Genomic DNA, 16,579 nt, shown 5'->3' on the forward strand with positions numbered 1-16,579 from the left:
CGTCGTGCGGACGGCTCAGCCGGCGGCGAGGTGCCGTTCCACCGTCTCCACCTTCGAGGTGATCCCGTCGGTCACACCTGGCCGGATATCGGCCTTGAGGATGAAGGAGACCCGCGGGGCACGCTCCTCCACCGCCGCGACCGCCCGCCGGACGACGTCCATGACCTCGTCCCACTCGCCCTCGACGGTGGTGAACATCGCGTCGGTGCGGTTCGGCAGACCGGACTCGCGGACCACCCGGACCGCTTCGGCCACGTACTCGCCGACCTCTTCCCCGACTCCGAGCGGGGTCACCGAGAACGCCACGATCACGCGGCGGCGCCTTCCTTGCCGGCCGCCTCGGTACGGGCGCGCGCGGCGATCACGCCGTCCGCCTCGTCGCGCTTCAGCAGCTTGTCGCCGTACAGACCGCCGAACGGCAGCAGCGACAGCACGAAGAACAGCGCCACCTTCTTGACCGGCCACTTCGCCTTGTTCCACACGTCCAGCAGGAAGATCGTGTAGATGACGAACAGGATGCCGTGGATGACACCGAGCGGCATCATCAGGTAGTCGACGTCCGAGATCCGGCTCAGCAGCGAGCCGAAGATCAGCAGGGCCGGGAACGACAGGGCCTCCGGAACGGAGACGAGGCGCAGCCGGTGCAGGGCGGAGGCGGTCTTGATGTCCACGGGAACCTTCGCGACGGAGGTGCGGCAACCCCCCGGACGGCTGTCAGGGGGGACGGTCCGTCCCAGTGTCTCAGCCGCTTTGCACGATCTTGGCCCCGGGGGTCGGGGCGCCGGATCCCGTCGTATATCGGCCAGGGGGCCCTGTTCGGGCCCGCCCGCTGCCGTTAACGTCATCCCGTGGCTCAGTTCCGACTCCAAGGCAGCAAGGTGCTCGCCGTCGACCTTTCCGGCGATGCCGTCAAAGCGAAGAACGGCTCGATGGTCGCCTACGACGGCCAGATGGCCTTCAAGAAGATGTCCGGCGGCGGTGAAGGCCTCCGGGGCATGGTCACCCGGCGGCTGACCGGCGAACAGATGACAGTGATGGAGGTACAGGGTCACGGCACCTGCTTCTTCGCCGACCGGGCGAGTGAGATCAATCTGGTCAATCTGCGCGGGGAGAAGCTCTACGTCGAGTCCAGCAACCTGCTGTGCACCGACGCCGGCCTCCGCACCGGCACCACCTTCACCGGCCTGCGGGGCGGTGCGACCGGCAACGGGCTGTTCACCACCACCGTCGAGGGCACCGGCCAGGCGGCGATCATGTCGGACGGTCCGGCGGTGGTGCTGCGGGTCAGCGCCCAGTACCCGCTCTCGGTCGACCCCGGGGCGTACATCGCGCACACCGGCAACCTCCAGCAGCACTTCCAGTCCGGCGTGACCTTCCGCACCCTCCTGGGCGAGGGCGGCGGCGAGGCGTTCCAGATCCGCTTCGAGGGCGAGGGACTGGTGTACGTCCAGCCCAGCGAGCGCAACACCGTCGGGGGCGACGTCTGATGCCGTTCCGCGAGATCAACTCGAAGATGGTCGAGGCCCAGGTCATGCCCGGGCAGCGGCTCTACAGCCAGCGCGGCGCGATGCTGGCGTACCGGGGGGACGTGTCGTTCACCCCGGACATCGCCGGCGGCCAGGGCGGCGTCATGGGCATGATCGGGCGCCGGGTGGCGAACGAGCAGACCCCGCTGATGTCGGTGGAGGGCAACGGCACCGTGATGTTCGGCCACGGCGGCCACCACGTCCACGTGATCAACCTCCAGGGCGACACGCTCTACGTGGAGGCGGACCGGCTCCTCGCCTTCGACGGCACGCTCCAGCAGGGCACGATGTTCATGGGCTCGCAGGGCGGGGTCATGGGCATGGTGCGCGGCCAGGTGACCGGGCAGGGCCTGTTCACCACCACCCTCAAGGGGCACGGCGCGGTGGCCGTGATGGCGCACGGCGGCGTCATCGAGCTGCCCATCACCCCGAACCGGCCCGTCCACGTGGACCCGCAGGCGTACGTGGCCCACCAGGGGGACGTACGCAACAAGCTGTCGACGGCGCTGGGCTGGCGGGACATGGTCGGCCGCGGCTCGGGCGAGGCCTTCCAACTCGAACTGTCCGGCCAGGGCGCGGTGTACGTGCAGGCCTCGGAGGAGAAGCTGTGAACTTCGGTCCCGTCCTCGCGGGCCCCGGCGGCCCGACGGTCTTCGACCCGTACACCCTCCCGTCCGACGACAACGTCAACCCGTACACCTTCTGCGTGGAACTCAAGGGCAACCAGTGGTTCCTGCAGAAGGGCAAGATGATCTCGTACTACGGGCACATCGAGTTCAACGGCATCGGGCACGGCCGCTTCGAGCGGCTGCTGCGCACCAGCTTCCACTCGCCGCTGCACGCGAGCGACTGGGTGGTGGCGGAGGGCCAGGGCAAGATGCTGCTGGCCGACCGGGCCTTCGACGTGAACTCGTACGACCTGGAGGACGGGAACCTCACGATCCGCTCCGGGAACCTGCTGGCCTACCAGCCCACCCTGGCCCTCAAGCAGTCGATCGTCCCCGGGTTCCTGACCTTGATCGGAACCGGGAAGTTCGTGGCGGCGTCCAACGGACCGGTGGTCTTCATGGAGCCGCCGCTGCGGGTGGACCCGCAGGCGCTGGTGGGCTGGGCGGACTGCCCCTCCCCCTGCCATCACTACGACCACGGCTACATGGCCGGCGTGATGGGCGGCCTGCGGCAGCTCACCGGCATCGGGGGGACCTCCGGCGAGGAGCACCAGTTCGAGTTCGTGGGGGCCGGCACGGTGCTGCTCCAGTCGACGGAGCTGCTGATGGCCGCGCAGCCGGTCGGGGCGGTGGGCGTGGAGCCCGGCGTTCCCGGCCAGCACGGGGGGCACGGTCAGCAGGGACCGCTCGGCCAGCTCGGGGTCCCGCGGATGTCGGGACAGCTGGGCGACCTCCAGCGACGCTTCGGACTGTGATCGTCCTATTTTTGTACGTAATTCAACTTCTTAGGTAGAGTTCATTCATGGAGACCATGGAGACCGAGACGGCCACTCGCTGGCTGACCGACGCCGAGCAGTGCGCCTGGCGCACCCACCTGGACGTCAGCAGACTGCTGATGCACCAGCTGGAAAAGGATCTCCAGCCCTTCGGACTCACCAACAACGACTACGAGATCCTCGTGAACCTCTCGGAGTCGGCGGAACACCGGATGCGGATGAGCGACCTCGCGACCGCGACGCTCCAGTCCAAGAGCCGGCTGTCCCACCAGATCACCCGGATGGAGGCGGCGGGGCTGGTCCGGCGCGTGAACTGCGAGTCGGACCGGCGGGGCCTGTACGCGGTGCTGACGGACGAGGGCATGGAGACGATGCGGAAGGTCGCGCCGCACCACGTGGCGTCCGTGCGCGCGCACTTCATCGACCTGCTGCCGCCGGAGGCGCTGGCGGCGCTGCACGCGTCGCTGACGCCGGTGGCGGAGCACCTGCGGGGGCAGCGCGGCAAGGCGTAGCGGCACGGGGGCTCGTCCCGGGCCCGATGCGGACCCGGGACGAGCCCCCTAAACTTGACCACGCCCGATTTGCCCCACTATGAGGAGGCGTCATGTCGAAGCGCGGCAACAAGCGGCGGGCCCGCAAGAAGAAGGGCGCGAACCACGGCAAACGCCCCAACGCCTGACCCCCGGCGGGGCCCACCCAGCCCCGCCCATCCAGCCCCGCCGGCACATCCGGCCCCGCCGGCGTTCGAGGCGCGGGGGTCCCCCCGGACGGAGTCCGGGGGGAGGGTGTGCGGCGGCGCTCCACGAGCCCTGGCGGAGGTCCCGCCGGGGCCGCTCGAGCGCTAGGACTCCGTCAGGGTGGTCAGCAGGGCGTCCGCGGCAGCGTAGGGGTCCAGGTCCCCCGAGGCCACGCGGGCCGCCAGCCCGCCCAGGTGGGCGTCGCCGTGCACGTCCGCCAGCCGCGACCGCAACGCCGTGATCGCGATCGTCTCGATCTCCCGCGCCGCCCGCGCCGCCCGCCGCTCCGCCAGGACCCCCCGCTCGTCCATCCACGCCCGGTGCTTCTCCAGCGCCTCGACCACCTCGTCGACGCCCTCGCCCCGCGACGCCACCGTCTTGATGATCGGCGGCCGCCAGTCCCCAGGCCCCCGGGACTCGCCCAGGCCCAGCATGTGGTTCAGCTCCCGGGCCGTCGCGTCCGCCCCGTCCCGGTCCGCCTTGTTCACCACGTACAGGTCGCCGATCTCCAGGATCCCCGCCTTCGCGGCCTGGATCCCGTCGCCCATGCCCGGCGCCAGCAGCACCGCGCAGGTGTCGGCCTGCGCCGCGATCTCGACCTCGGACTGGCCCACGCCCACCGTCTCGACCAGCACCACGTCGCAGCCCGCCGCGTCCAGCACCCGGATCGCCTGCGGCGCCGCCCACGACAGCCCGCCCAGGTGGCCCCGGGTGGCCATGGAGCGGATGTACACCCCGGGGTCCGAGGCGTGGTCGGACATCCGGACCCGGTCGCCCAGCAGGGCGCCGCCGGAGAACGGCGAGGACGGGTCGACGGCCAGGACGCCGACCCGCTTGCCGGCCCGCCGGTACGCCGACACCAGCGCCGACGTGGACGTGGACTTGCCCACGCCCGGCGAGCCCGTCAGGCCCACCACGTACGCCCCGCCGGTGAGCGGGGCCAGCGCCGCCATCACCTCGCGGAGCTGCGGGGACGCCCCCTCGACCAGTGAGATCAGCCGGGCGACCGCCCTCGGCCTCCCCTCACGGGCCTGGGCCACCAGCTGGGGGACGTCCACCGTCATACGTGCTGCGCTCCTCGTTTCGGTTCGGCTAACGCTGCGGGCGGGTGACCGCCGTCAGGACTTGGGGACCCGCACGATCAGCGCGTCGCCCTGGCCGCCGCCGCCGCACAGCGCGGCCGCGCCGAGGCCGCCGCCCCGCCGCTTGAGCTCCAGCGCCAGGTGGAGCACCACGCGGGCGCCGGACATGCCGATGGGGTGGCCCAGCGCGATCGCGCCACCGTTGACGTTCACCTTTTCCGGGGTCACGCCCAGGTCCTTCATTGACTGGACGGCGACCGCCGCGAACGCCTCGTTGATCTCGATCAGGTCGAGGTCCGCGACCTCCTTGCCCTCCTTCTTCAGGGCGTGCGCGATCGCGTTCGACGGCTGCGACTGGAGCGAGTTGTCCGGACCGGCCACGTTGCCGTGGGCGCCGATCTCGGCGATCCACTCCAGGCCCAGCTCCTCCGCCTTCGCCTTGCTCATGACGACCACCGCGGCCGCGCCGTCGGAGATCTGCGAGGAGGTGCCGGCGGTGATGGTGCCGTCCTTGGCGAAGGCCGGGCGGAGCTTGCCCAGCGACTCCGCGGTGGTCTCGGGGCGGATGCCCTCGTCCTTCGCGAAGACGACCGGCTCGCCCTTGCGCTGCGGGATCTCCACCGGGGTGATCTCGGCCTCGAAGACGCCGTTCTTCTGCGCGGCGGCGGCCCGCTGGTGCGAGAGCGCCGCGAACTCGTCCTGCGGGGCGCGCTCGATGCCGAGGCGGGCGTTGTGCTTCTCCGTGGACTCGCCCATGGCGATGCCCTCGAAGGCGTCGGTCAGGCCGTCGTAGGCCATCGCGTCGAGCATCTCGACGGCGCCGTACTTGTAGCCCTCGCGGGTCTTCGGCAGCAGGTGCGGGGCGTTGGTCATCGACTCCTGGCCGCCCGCGACGACCACGTCGAACTCGCCGGCGCGGATCAACTGGTCGGCGAGGGCGATGGCGTCCAGGCCCGACAGGCAGACCTTGTTGATCGTCAGCGCGGGGACGTTCATCGGGATCCCGGCCTTGACGGCGGCCTGGCGGGCGGGGATCTGGCCGGCGCCGGCCTGCAGCACCTGCCCCATGATCACGTACTGGACCTGGTCGCCGGAGATACCGGCCCGGTCCAGCGCGGCCTTGATGGCGATCCCGCCGAGGTCGGCGCCCGAGAAGGACTTCAGCGAGCCGAGCAGCCGCCCCATGGGCGTGCGGGCCCCAGCGACGATCACGGAAGTGGTCTGGTTCGTTCCGGACATGAGGCACAGCCCCTTGGATGAGGAGTGAACGAGGGTTCACACGAATGTACTGAGCGGTATGGGCCGCGTCACCGGGCCGTCGGTGTGATCGCGCGCACGTTGCGTAACCGGGTCCCATGGCAGTGCACTGGACCCATGCTGACAAGAATCGACCACATCGGGATCGCCTGCTTCGACCTCGACAGGACTGTCGAGTTCTACCGTGCCACGTACGGCTTCGAGGTGTTCCACACCGAGGTGAACGAGGAGCAGGGCGTTCGCGAGGCCATGCTCAAGATCAACGAGACCTCGGACGGCGGCGCCTCCTACCTCCAGCTGCTGGAGCCCACCCGCGAGGACTCCGCGGTGGGCAAGTGGCTCGCCAAGAACGGCGAGGGCGTGCACCACATCGCCTTCGGCACCGAGGACGTCCGCGGCGACTCCGAGGCCATCCGCGCCAAGGGCGTCCGGGTCCTCTACGACGAGCCGCGCACCGGCTCCATGGGCTCGAAGATCACCTTCCTGCACCCCAAGGACTGCCACGGCGTCCTGACCGAGATCGTCACCTCCGCCCCCGACCTCCCCCAGCACTGACCCGGCCCGTATCCCCGGCCGGTAGAGTGGCCGTTGGCTCGGCCGGGGTTCGGTGCGGAGGGGGTCGGGGCCCATGACCCCTGCCCCGGCATCTGACACCATTCCCCCGGGGGCGCCGTTCAGCGGGCGGACGGTGCTCATTGGGAGTGAGCTTGCGACCAGGGGACGGATGGGACCGCGCCGTGCGGGGCTACGAACGCCAGGAGAGCCATCAGGCTGAGGCCGACCATCTCTCGCGCTTCGAGGCCGAGATGGAGCGGCTGAAGAAGGAGCGCGAGAAGGCCGTCCAGCACGCCGAGGACCTGGGCTACCAGGTCGAGGTGCTGCGGGCCAAGCTCCACGAGGTGCGCCGCGCGCTCGCGTCCCGCCCCGCCTACAACGGCCAGGACATCGGCTACCAGGCCGAGCAGATGCTGCGCGACGCGCAGCTCCAGGCCGACCAGATGCGTTCCGACGCCGAGCGCGAACTGCGCGAGGCCCGCGCCCAGACCCAGCGCATCCTCCAGGAGCACGCCGAGCACCAGGCCCGCCTCCAGGCCGAACTGCACACCGAGGCGGTCAACCGCCGCCAGCGGCTGGACCAGGAGCTCAACGAGCGCCGGCAGACCGTCGAGGCGCACGTCAACGAGAACGTGGCCTGGGCCGAGCAGCTGAGGGCCCGCACGGAGGCCCAGGCGCGGCGCCTGCTGGAGGAGTCCCGCGCCGAGGCCGAGCAGGCCCTGGCCGCGGCCCGCGCCGAGGCCGCCAGGGTCGCCGAGGAGACCCGCCGCCGGCTGGCCGAGGCCTCCGAGGCCGGCCGCGCCGAGGCCGAGGCCACCCTGCTGCGCGCCCGCAAGGAGGCCGAGCGGCTGCTCGCCGCCGCGTCCGCGCAGGCCCAGGAGGCCACCGAGCACGCCGAGCGGCTGCGTTCCACCGCCACCGCCGAGTCCGAGCAGACCCGTCAGCAGACCCTGGACCTGGGCCGGCTCGCCGACCAGCGGGCCCAGGAGGCCGAGCGGGCCCTGCGCGAGGCCCGCGCCGAGGCCGAGAAGGTGCTGGCCGAGGCCAAGGAGGAGGCGGCGCGCCGGCTCTCCTCCGCCGAGTCGGCGGGCGAGCAGCGCACCCGCACCGCGAAGGAGCAGGTGGCCCGGCTCGTCGGCGAGGCCACCAAGGAGGCCGAGGCCCTCAAGGCCGAGGCCGAGCAGGCCCTGGCCGACGCCCGTGCGCAGGCCGAGCGGCTGCGCACCGAGGCCGGCGAGCAGGCCCGTACCGCGGCCGCCGAGGACACCGCGGCCCAGCTCGCGAAGGCCGCCCGTACCGCCGAGGACGTCCTCAACAAGGCCTCCGAGGACGCCCGGGCCACCACCCGGGCGGCGACGGAGGAGGCCGAGCGGATCCGCCGCGAGGCGGAGGCCGAGGCCGAGCGGCTGCACGCGCAGGCCGCCGCCACCGCCGAGCAGCTCAAGGGCGCGGCGAAGGACGACACCGCCGAGTACCGGGCGAAGACCGTCGAACTCCAGGAGGAGGCGCGGCGGCTGCGCGGCGAGGCCGAGCAACTGCGCGCGGAGGCCGTCGCCGAGGGCGAGCGGATCCGCGGCGAGGCCCGCCGTGAGGCCGTCACCCAGATCGAGGAGGCGGCGAAGACCGCCGAGGAACTGCTCGGCAAGGCCAAGGCGGACGCCGACGAACTGCGCCGCGGGGCCGTGGCGGAGAGCGAGCGGGTCCGGTCCGAGGCCATCGAGCGGGCCGGCGCGCTGCGCACCCAGGCCGAGGAGACCCTGGAGCGCACCCGCGCCGAGGCCGAGCACCTGCGCGCCGAGGCCGAGGAGGCCGCGGAGGCGCTGCGCGCGGAGACGGACGCGGCCGTACGCGAGCGCCGCGAGGAGACCGAGCGGCAGCTGGCGGCCAGGCAGGCCGAGGCCGAGGCCGAACTCGCCCGGCAGCAGCAGGAGGCCGAGTCCCGGCTGACCACGGCGGAGGAGACGCTGCGGGACGCCCGCGCGGCCGCCGAGAACCTCCGCCGGGAGGCCGCCGAGGAGACCGACCGGCTGCGCGCCGAGTCGGCGGAACGCATCCGCACCCTCCAGGCGCAGTCCGAGGCCGAGGCCGAGCGGCTGCGCACGGACGCGGCGGACGACGCCGGCCGGGTCCGCGCCGAGGCCGAGCAGGTCGCCGTACGGCTGACCGGTGAGGCGGAGGCCGAGGCCGAGCGGGTCCGGGTGGAGGCCCAGGAGACCGCCGACCGGGTGCGCGCCGAGGCGAAGGCGGCGGCCGAGCGGGTCGCCGGGGAAGCCGCGGAGGCCCTCGCTGCCGCCCAGGAGGAGGCCGCGCGGCGCCGCCGCGAGGCCGAGGAGACCCTGGCCGGAGCGCGCGAGGAGGCCGGGCGCGAGCGTGCCCAGGCCCGGGAGCAGAGCGAGGAGTTGCTGGCCGCCGCCCGCAAGCGGTCCGAGGAGGCGCAGGCCGAGGCCACCCGCCTGGTCGAGGAGGCGGACCGGCGGGCCGCGGAGCTGGTGGCGGCCGCCGAGGTCACGGCCCGCGAGGTACGCGAGTCCGTGGCCGGGCTGCACGAGCAGGCCGAGGAGGAGATCGCCGGACTGCGCAGTGCCGCCGAGCACGCGGCGGAGCGTACGAGGACCGAGGCGCAGGAGGAGGCGGACCGGGTCCGCGCCGACGCCTACGCGGAGCGGGAGCGCGCCGCCGAGGACGCGGGCCGCATCCGCAGCGAGGCGCGCACGGAGACGGACGCGGCGAAGGCGCTGGCGGAGCGCACGGTCGGCGACGCCATCGCGGAGGCGGAGCAGCTGCGCGCCGACACCGCCGAGTACGCGCAGCGGGTGCGTACCGAGGCGACGGACGCGCTGGCCGCGGCCGAGCGGGACGCCGCCCGTACCCGGGCCGACGCCCGCGACGACGCCAACCGGATCCGCAACGAGGCGGCGGTCTCGCTGGAGGAGTCCCGCGCGGAGGGCGTCCGGATCAAGGAGGCGGCGACCGCCGAGGCGGAGCGCCTGATCGAGGAGACCCGGGCGGCCAACGAGGCCACCGTGGGCGGGGCCACCGCCGAGGCGGAGCGGATCACCGCCGAGGCCGCCGCGGCCGCGGAGGCCACCCGCGCCGAGGCCGCCGGCACCCTGGACGAGGCCCGGGCCGAGGGCAACCGGCTGCGGACCGAGGCCGCCGAGCAGGCGGACCGGCTCGTCGCCGAGGCCGCGGCCGAGGCGGAGAAGCTCACCGAGCGGACCCGCAAGGACAACGAGCGCACGGTCGGCGAGGCCGCGGCGGAGGCCGACCGCCTGCTCGCCGAGGCGGCCCAGGCGCTGGAGGCCGGCCGCGCGGAGGCCGGGGTGCTGACCGCCAAGGCCGCCGAGACCCTGGCCGCGGCCGAGCGCGACGCGGCCCGGACCCTGGACGAGGCGCGCGCCGAGGGTGCCCGCCTGATCGGTGAGGCCACCGCCGAGACCGAGCGGATGACGGTCGAGACGCGGGCGGCCAACGACCGTACGGTCGGCGAGGCGAAGGAGCGCGCGGAGGCGCTCAAGGCCGTGGCCGAGCGGATCCTCGACGACGCCCGGAGGGACGGCGGACGGATCATCGGCGAGGCCACGGCGGAGGCCGAGCGGGTCACCGCGGCGGCGGCCGAGACCCTGGCGGGTGCCGAGCGGGAGTCGGAGCAGACCCTGGACGAGGCCCGGGCCGAGGGCAACCGGCTGCGCACCGAGGCCGCCGAGCAGGCGGACCGGCTCGTCGCCGAGGCCGCGGCCGAGGCGGAGAAGCTCACCGAGCGGACCCGCAAGGACAACGAGCGCACGGTCGGCGAGGCCGCGGCGGAGGCCGAGCGGCTGCGCGCCGAGGCGGCGGAGGCACTGGCCTCCGCGCAGGAGCACGCCACCCGTACCCGCTCGGAGGCCGAGCGGGTCAAGGCGGACGCGGCGGCCGAGGCGGAGCGCACCCGTAACGAGGCGCGCCAGGAGGCGGAGCGGCTCCTCGACGAGGCCCGGGAGGCGGCCAACAAGCGCCGCACCGAGGCCGCGGAGCAGGTGGACCGGCTCATCTCGGAGGCCGCGGCGGAGGCGGAGAGGCTCACCTCCCAGGCCCAGGCGCAGGCGCTGGCGGCGACCACGGCGGCCGAGGAGCAGGCCGACACGATGGTGGACGCGGCCCGCAAGGAGGCCGCGCGGATCACCTCGGAGGCGACCGTCGAGGGGAACTCGCTGGTCGAGAAGGCCCGTACCGACGCGGACGAGCTGCTGGTCGGCGCGCGTACGGACGCGTCCGCCATAAGGGAGCGGGCGGAAGAGCTCCGGGCCCGTGTGGAGTCCGAGGTCGAGGAGCTGCACGAGCGGGCCCGCCGCGAGTCGGCCGAGCAGATGAAGTCGGCCGGCGAGCGCGTGGACAAGCTGGTGAAGGCGGCGACCGAGCAGAGCGCCGAGGCCGAGGCCAAGGCCAAGGAGCTGGTGTCGGAGGCGAGCAGCGAGGCGTCCAAGGTGCGCATCGCCGCGGTGCGCAAGGCCGAGCAACTGCTCAAGGAGGCCGAGCAGAAGAAGGCGGAACTGAGCCGCGAGGCCGAGGAGATCCTGCGGGAGGCCAGGGCGGAGGCGGAGCGGCTGGTCGAGGAGGGCCGCCGTGAGCTGGAGGTTCTGGTGCGCCGGCGGGAGGACATCCAGGCCGAGATCTCCCGTGTCCAGGACGTGCTTGAGGCGTTGGAATCATTCGAGGCGCCTTCGGGTGGCGGAAAGCCATCGGTCGGCGGTCAGGGTGCCGGCGGCGTGAAGGCCGGGGCGGCGGCGGGTTCCACTCGTTCGGGTGGCAAATCGTCAGAGGGCTAGCAGCTCGGACTGAAGTGTGCTCCTGATGGGACTTCAGGCGAACGGGGGACAAGCATTCTGTCGCCTTGCCACTCAAAAGGGGTGTCATTGTCCAGGGCAATCGCGGATTGACTCGATGACACGCCGGTCCGGCGCCTAGGATTCCCCTTAACACCTCACCTAGCACCTCATCGGTCTCATTCGACAGGAACCCCATGAGCGACACTTCCTCCCCCTTCGGCTTCGAGCTCGTGCGGCGTGGTTACGACCGCGGTCAGGTGGACGACCGCATTACCAAGCTCGTCGCCGACCGTGACAGCGCCCTGTCCCGCATCAACTCCCTGGAGAAGCGCATCGAGGAGCTCCACCTCGAGACGCAGAACGCACAGGCACAGGTCAACGACGCCGAGCCGTCGTACGCCGGTCTCGGCGCCCGGGTCGAGAAGATCCTGCGGCTCGCCGAGGAGGAGGCGAAGGACCTGCGCGAGGAGGCCCGTCGCGCGGCCGAGCAGCACCGCGAGCTGGCCGAGTCGGCCGCCCAGCAGGTGCGCAACGACGCCGAGTCCTTCGCCGCCGAGCGGAAGGCGAAGGCGGAGGACGAGGGCGTCCGGATCGTCGAGAAGGCGAAGGGCGACGCCCAGCAGCTGCGCAGCGAGGCCCAGAAGGACGCCCAGTCCAAGCGCGAGGAGGCCGACGCGCTGTTCGAGGAGACCCGCGCCAAGGCCGCCCAGGCCGCCGCGGACTTCGAGACCAACCTGGCCAAGCGCCGCGAGCAGTCCGAGCGCGACCTGGCATCCCGCCAGGCCAAGGCGGAGAAGCGTCTCGCCGAGATCGAGCACCGGGCCGAGCAGCTCCGCCTGGAGGCCGAGAAGCTGCGTACGGACGCCGAGCGCCGGGCCCGCCAGACCGTGGAGACCGCGCAGCGCCAGGCCGAGGACATCGTGGCCGACGCCAACGCCAAGGCCGACCGCATCCGCAGCGAGTCGGAGCGCGAGCTGGCGGCCCTCACCAACCGCCGCGACTCCATCAACGCCCAGCTGACCAACGTCCGCGAGATGCTCGCGACGCTGACCGGTGCGGCGGTCGCCGCGGCCAACCCGATCGTGGACGACGAGCCGGTCTCCCGCGGGGTTCCGGCCCAGCAGAGCCGCTGACGCACCGACAGACTACCCACCAGTAGCCCGTGTAGAGAAATCCCCCCGTGCCCGAAGGCCTTACGCCAGGTTTCCCATTGGCGTAGGGCCTTCGGGCGTTCTAGCGTGAGCCGCATGATCGAGCTAGAGGGACTCACGAAACGCTTCGGCGCCAAGACCGCCGTCGACAGCCTCAGCTTCCAGGTCAGACCGGGGGTGGTCACCGGCTTCCTCGGCCCCAACGGGGCGGGCAAGTCGACGACCATGCGCATGATGCTCGACCTTGACAACCCGACCAGCGGCACGGTCCGGATCGACGGGAAGCACTACCGGGACCTGCCGGAACCGCTGAAGCACATCGGGGCGCTGCTGGACGCCAAGGCGATGCACGGCGGGCGCAGCGCGTACAACAACCTGCTCTGCCTGGCCCAGTCGAACCGCATCCCGGAGAGCCGGGTCGGCGAGGTGCTGGAGCTGGTCGGGCTCACGGCCGTCGCGAAGAAGAAGTCGAAGGGATTCTCCCTGGGCATGGGCCAGCGCCTCGGCATCGCCGCCGCGCTGCTCGGCGACCCGGAGATCCTGATGTTCGACGAACCCGTCAATGGTCTGGACCCGGAGGGAATTCTCTGGATCCGCAATCTGATGAAGGGTCTTGCGGCGCAGGGAAGGACGATCTTCGTTTCCTCCCACCTGATGAGCGAAATGGCGCTGACCGCGGATCATTTGATCGTCATCGGCCAGGGAAAGCTGCTGGCCGACACGACGATGACGGATTTCATCCAGGAGAACTCGCGCAGCTACGTGCGGCTGCGCACCCCGCAGCGGGAACGCCTCCTGGACGTCCTCCACGCGGCCGGGATCACGGCGGTCGACGTCCCCGGCACCGGGGCGCTGGAGATCGACGGCACCACCGCCGAGGAACTCGGCGAGCTGGCCGCACAGCACCAGATCGTGCTGCACGAACTCAGCCCGCAACGGGCTTCACTGGAGGAAGCGTTCATGCGCATGACGGCGGACGCGGTCGAGTACCACGCCCACGCCCCCGCGGTCCCGGCCCCCGGCATGGCCGCCGACAACCCGGCCCGGCCCGCCGAGGTCCCCGCCTGGGGAGCCGGCTCCGACGCCACGCGGAAGGGCGGGGAGTGACCATGGCCTTCACCGCCGTCTTCCGCTCCGAGTGGACCAAGATCCGCACGGTCGCCTCCACCAGCTGGACGCTGGCCATCGCCCTGCTCGCCACCGCCGGGTTCGGTGCCCTCTTCTGCCTCGCGGCCAAGTCCGGCATCGACCAGATGAGCGAGATCGAACGCGCCACCTTCGACCCCACCCTGGTCAGCTTCACCGGGATGGCCTTCGGCCAGCTGTCGATGATCGTCTTCGGCGTGATGGTGGTCAGCACCGAATACAGCACGGGCATGATCCGCACCTCGCTCGCCGCGGTGCCCCACCGCGCCGGCTTCCTGCTCGGCAAGATCGCCGTGGCGACGGCCCTGGCCCTGGTGGTCGGGCTGCTGACCAGCTTCCTGACGTTCTTCCTCGGTCAGGCCGTCCTCGGTGACCACTCCACCACCCTCGGCGCGGACAACGTGCTGCGCGCCGTGGTCGGCGCCGGCGTGTACATGGCACTGCTCGCCGTGTTCTCGATGGGCGTGGCCGCCATGCTGCGCAGCTCGGTCGCCGCGATCAGCATCCTGATCCCGTTCTTCCTGATCGTCTCGAACCTGCTGAGCGGTTTCGACGCGACCCGGAAGGTCGGCCAGTTCCTGCCGGACAAGGCGGGCTCGAAGATCATGCAGATCGTCCCGAACGCCTTCGGCTCCCCGGAGACCCCCTACGGCCCCTGGGGCGGTCTCGGCATCATGCTGCTGTGGGTCGTCGCCGCCGTGGCCGGCGGCCTGCTGGTACTGAAGAAGCGCGACGCCTGAGCCGCGCACGCCGCCGGCCCCGGGCCGGATCTCAGGGGTGCCTCAGGGGTACCTCAGGGATGCGGCCCGGGACGGAACCGAACGGCGCTCGATATCCTCTTAAGCCTTACGCGGGTGACCGTCGCCCGGCGCGGCAAGGGGCAGAGCATGATCGAGGCAGTCGGGCTGACCAAGCGCTTCGGCGCGAAGACCGCCGTCGACCAGCTCTCCTTCCAGGTCAGGCCCGGTCTGGTGACCGGCTTCCTGGGACCCAACGGGTCCGGGAAGTCCACCACCATGCGCATGATCCTGGGACTGGACCAGCCCACTTCCGGTCATGTCACGATCAACGGCCACCCCTTCCGTGAGCTGCCCCACGCCCAGCGGAACGTCGGCGCCCTGCTCGACGCCAAGGCCGTGCACGGGGGCCGCCGGGCCCGCACCCACCTGCTGGCCCTCGCCCAGCTCTCCGGCATCCCGGAGAAGCGGGTCGACGAGGTGCTCGGCGTGGTCGGCCTGCAGGACGTGGCCCGGCAGCGGACCAAGGGCTTCTCCCTGGGCATGGGCCAGCGCCTGGGCATCGCCGCCGCCCTGCTCGGCGACCCGAAGGTGCTGCTGTTCGACGAGCCGGTCAACGGCCTCGACCCGGAGGGCATCCTCTGGGTCCGCAACCTCATGAAGCAGCTCGCCTCCGAGGGCCGGACCGTGTTCGTCTCCTCACACCTGATGAGCGAGATGGCCCTCACCGCCGACCACCTGATCGTCATCGGCCGCGGACGGCTCCTCGCCGACATGGGCGTCCAGGAGTTCATCGCCCACAACTCGGCCGGATTCGCACGGGTACGGACCGCCGACGACACCGCCCGGGACGCCCACACCCTCACGGAACTCCTCATCGCGGAGGGCGGCCGGGTGCTCCAGGAGCCCGACGGCGCCCTCCGGGTGACCGGGGTGGACCTCCCCCGCATCTCCGACCTCGCGCACGGGGCCGGCGTACGGCTGTGGGAGCTGTCCCCGCACAAGGCCTCGCTGGAGGAGGCGTACATGCGGATGACCCACAGCTCGGTGGAGTACACCTCCACCGACGACCCGCGGGCGGAGCTGTTCGAGCCCGATCCGCTGGCGCTGCCCGCCTGGGAGGACGACGGCGCCGCCGCGCTCCCGGCCGAGACCGCCGCCGGGTTCTACGCCCCGCCGCCCCCGGACGGCACCGGCGCTCGGCCCTTCCTGATGCCCGGGAGCGCCGCCGACCTGGCGGCCGCCGCGGCCGGCCACGACGCCTCGTCCAGTACCAGGAACGACCCAGAGGACAACCGATGACCGGCCCGGCCCCGGCCTACACCTCGCCGCTGACCTCGCCCCGGCCCACCCTGGCGCACGCCGTGGCCTCGGAGTGGACCAAGCTGGTCTCGGTGCGCTCCACCCTGTGGACCCTCGGCACGCTGGTGCTGCTGGTGACCGGCGTCGGCGGGCTCGCCGTGCTGCAGACCGGCGCGGTGGACTACGAGACCATGCCCTACACCGGCCCCGCCATGTTCGGGCTGATGGTCGGGCAGGTGTCGGTGATCGTGCTGGGCGTGCTGACCATAAGTTCCGAGTACGGCACCGGGCTGATCCGCTCCACGCTCACCGCCGCCCCCGACCGGCACCGGGTCCTCACCGCGAAGTACCTCGTCTTCGGCGCCGCGGCCTTCGCCACCGTGGCGTTCTCGGTGTTCCTGGTCGGCATCTGGGCGGCCCTGGTGCACTCCGGCGCCGGCTCCGGCGTGCACTCCGCCTCCGAGTGGACCGGCGCGCTGGCCGGGAGCGTGTACGTCACCGGGCTCGGGGTGCTCGCCCTGGCCGTCGGGGCGCTCGTCCGGCACTCGGCCGGGGCGATCGCCGTCATGCTGGGCGTGGTCACGGTGCCCCCGGTGCTGGGCAGCATGCTCGGGGTGTGGGAGGCCACCGCCCAGTTCGGCGGGGTCATGATCGGCTACAGCTCGCCGCTCGCCCTGATCCAGCTGTTCGGCGCCGGCGGAGCCGACGGCGGCACCGACGGCTCCTTCCGCATCCCCGGCGACCTGGAGCAACTGGGGGTGCTGGGGCTGGTCACGGCGGCCGCGGTCGCCGCCTCGTACGTCGTCGTCGGCCGCCGCGACGTCTGACCCGGGCGGC

At 72.4% G+C, this 16,579-nt stretch carries 16 protein-coding genes; 12 read left to right on the forward strand and 4 right to left on the reverse strand.

Features of this window, described 5'->3' with window-relative positions; genetic code table 11:
• Positions 1-15: 15 nt before the first annotated feature.
• Together ACFY61_RS07930 and ACFY61_RS07935 are read right to left on the reverse strand one after the other, a co-directional pair.
• Entirely contained in the window at positions 16-312 is a 297-nt protein-coding gene (locus tag ACFY61_RS07930; RefSeq protein WP_389468437.1) for an MTH1187 family thiamine-binding protein, read from the reverse strand.
• Positions 309-671: a DUF3817 domain-containing protein gene (locus ACFY61_RS07935; RefSeq protein WP_389468439.1), complete on the reverse strand. Its 363-nt coding sequence runs from the start codon at positions 669-671 to the stop codon at positions 309-311. Before ACFY61_RS07935 ends, ACFY61_RS07930 begins: the two co-directional genes overlap by 4 nt.
• Positions 672-848: 177 nt before the next feature.
• Between ACFY61_RS07935 and ACFY61_RS07940 the strand changes: the two genes are divergently transcribed.
• From ACFY61_RS07940 to ACFY61_RS07960, 5 genes are all read left to right on the forward strand, one after another.
• Entirely contained in the window at positions 849-1,487 is a 639-nt protein-coding gene (locus ACFY61_RS07940; RefSeq protein ID WP_389468442.1) for an AIM24 family protein, read from the forward strand.
• Entirely contained in the window at positions 1,487-2,137 is a 651-nt protein-coding gene (locus tag ACFY61_RS07945; protein ID WP_389468444.1) for an AIM24 family protein, read from the forward strand. Before ACFY61_RS07940 ends, ACFY61_RS07945 begins: the two co-directional genes overlap by 1 nt.
• Positions 2,134-2,949: an AIM24 family protein gene (locus ACFY61_RS07950; RefSeq protein ID WP_389468447.1), complete on the forward strand. Its 816-nt coding sequence runs from the start codon at positions 2,134-2,136 to the stop codon at positions 2,947-2,949. Before ACFY61_RS07945 ends, ACFY61_RS07950 begins: the two co-directional genes overlap by 4 nt.
• A 56-nt stretch (positions 2,950-3,005) precedes the next feature.
• Complete coding sequence (locus tag ACFY61_RS07955) at positions 3,006-3,482, forward strand: MarR family winged helix-turn-helix transcriptional regulator (RefSeq protein WP_389469279.1); 477 nt, start codon at positions 3,006-3,008, stop codon at positions 3,480-3,482.
• A 92-nt stretch (positions 3,483-3,574) separates the two neighbouring features.
• A complete protein-coding gene (locus tag ACFY61_RS07960; protein WP_373297613.1) occupies positions 3,575-3,649 on the forward strand; it encodes a 50S ribosomal protein bL37 in 75 nt (24 codons plus the stop codon).
• A gap of 162 nt (positions 3,650-3,811) precedes the next feature.
• Here ACFY61_RS07960 and meaB read toward each other — a convergent pair whose 3' ends face one another.
• The gene (gene meaB, locus ACFY61_RS07965; protein WP_389468450.1) at positions 3,812-4,771 is read right to left on the reverse strand and encodes a methylmalonyl Co-A mutase-associated GTPase MeaB; all 960 of its coding nucleotides are present in this window, start codon (positions 4,769-4,771) and stop codon (positions 3,812-3,814) included.
• Positions 4,772-4,825: 54 nt separating this feature from the next.
• Positions 4,826-6,028, reverse strand: coding sequence for an acetyl-CoA C-acetyltransferase (locus ACFY61_RS07970; RefSeq protein ID WP_389468453.1), 1,203 nt, complete (start codon positions 6,026-6,028; stop codon positions 4,826-4,828).
• A 135-nt stretch (positions 6,029-6,163) separates the two neighbouring features.
• Here ACFY61_RS07970 and mce point away from each other — a divergent pair, with 135 nt between their 5' ends.
• The 7 genes from mce to ACFY61_RS08005 all read left to right on the forward strand — a co-directional run bounded on the left by mce (position 6,164) and on the right by ACFY61_RS08005 (position 16,569).
• On the forward strand, positions 6,164-6,601 hold the full coding sequence (gene mce / locus ACFY61_RS07975; RefSeq protein WP_389468456.1) for a methylmalonyl-CoA epimerase: 438 nt from the start codon (positions 6,164-6,166) through the stop codon (positions 6,599-6,601).
• Between the two features lie 182 nt (positions 6,602-6,783).
• A complete protein-coding gene (gene scy, locus ACFY61_RS07980) occupies positions 6,784-11,406 on the forward strand; it encodes a polarized growth protein Scy (protein ID WP_389469282.1) in 4,623 nt (1,540 codons plus the stop codon).
• A gap of 194 nt (positions 11,407-11,600) precedes the next feature.
• Positions 11,601-12,539: a cellulose-binding protein gene (locus tag ACFY61_RS07985; RefSeq protein WP_389468459.1), complete on the forward strand. Its 939-nt coding sequence runs from the start codon at positions 11,601-11,603 to the stop codon at positions 12,537-12,539.
• A 114-nt stretch (positions 12,540-12,653) separates the two neighbouring features.
• Entirely contained in the window at positions 12,654-13,664 is a 1,011-nt protein-coding gene (locus ACFY61_RS07990) for an ATP-binding cassette domain-containing protein (protein WP_389468462.1), read from the forward strand.
• 2 nt (positions 13,665-13,666) lie between these two features.
• Positions 13,667-14,443, forward strand: coding sequence for an ABC transporter permease (locus ACFY61_RS07995; protein ID WP_389468465.1), 777 nt, complete (start codon positions 13,667-13,669; stop codon positions 14,441-14,443).
• Positions 14,444-14,590: 147 nt separating this feature from the next.
• Positions 14,591-15,742, forward strand: a complete 1,152-nt coding sequence (locus tag ACFY61_RS08000) for an ABC transporter ATP-binding protein (RefSeq protein ID WP_389468467.1) — start codon at positions 14,591-14,593, stop codon at positions 15,740-15,742.
• Positions 15,739-16,569: an ABC transporter permease gene (locus tag ACFY61_RS08005; RefSeq protein WP_389468470.1), complete on the forward strand. Its 831-nt coding sequence runs from the start codon at positions 15,739-15,741 to the stop codon at positions 16,567-16,569. Before ACFY61_RS08000 ends, ACFY61_RS08005 begins: the two co-directional genes overlap by 4 nt.
• The last annotated feature ends 10 nt before the right edge of the window (positions 16,570-16,579 follow it).

The sequence above is a fragment of the Streptomyces sp. NPDC012888 genome (assembly GCF_042900645.1).
GTDB lineage: Bacteria > Actinomycetota > Actinomycetes > Streptomycetales > Streptomycetaceae > Streptomyces.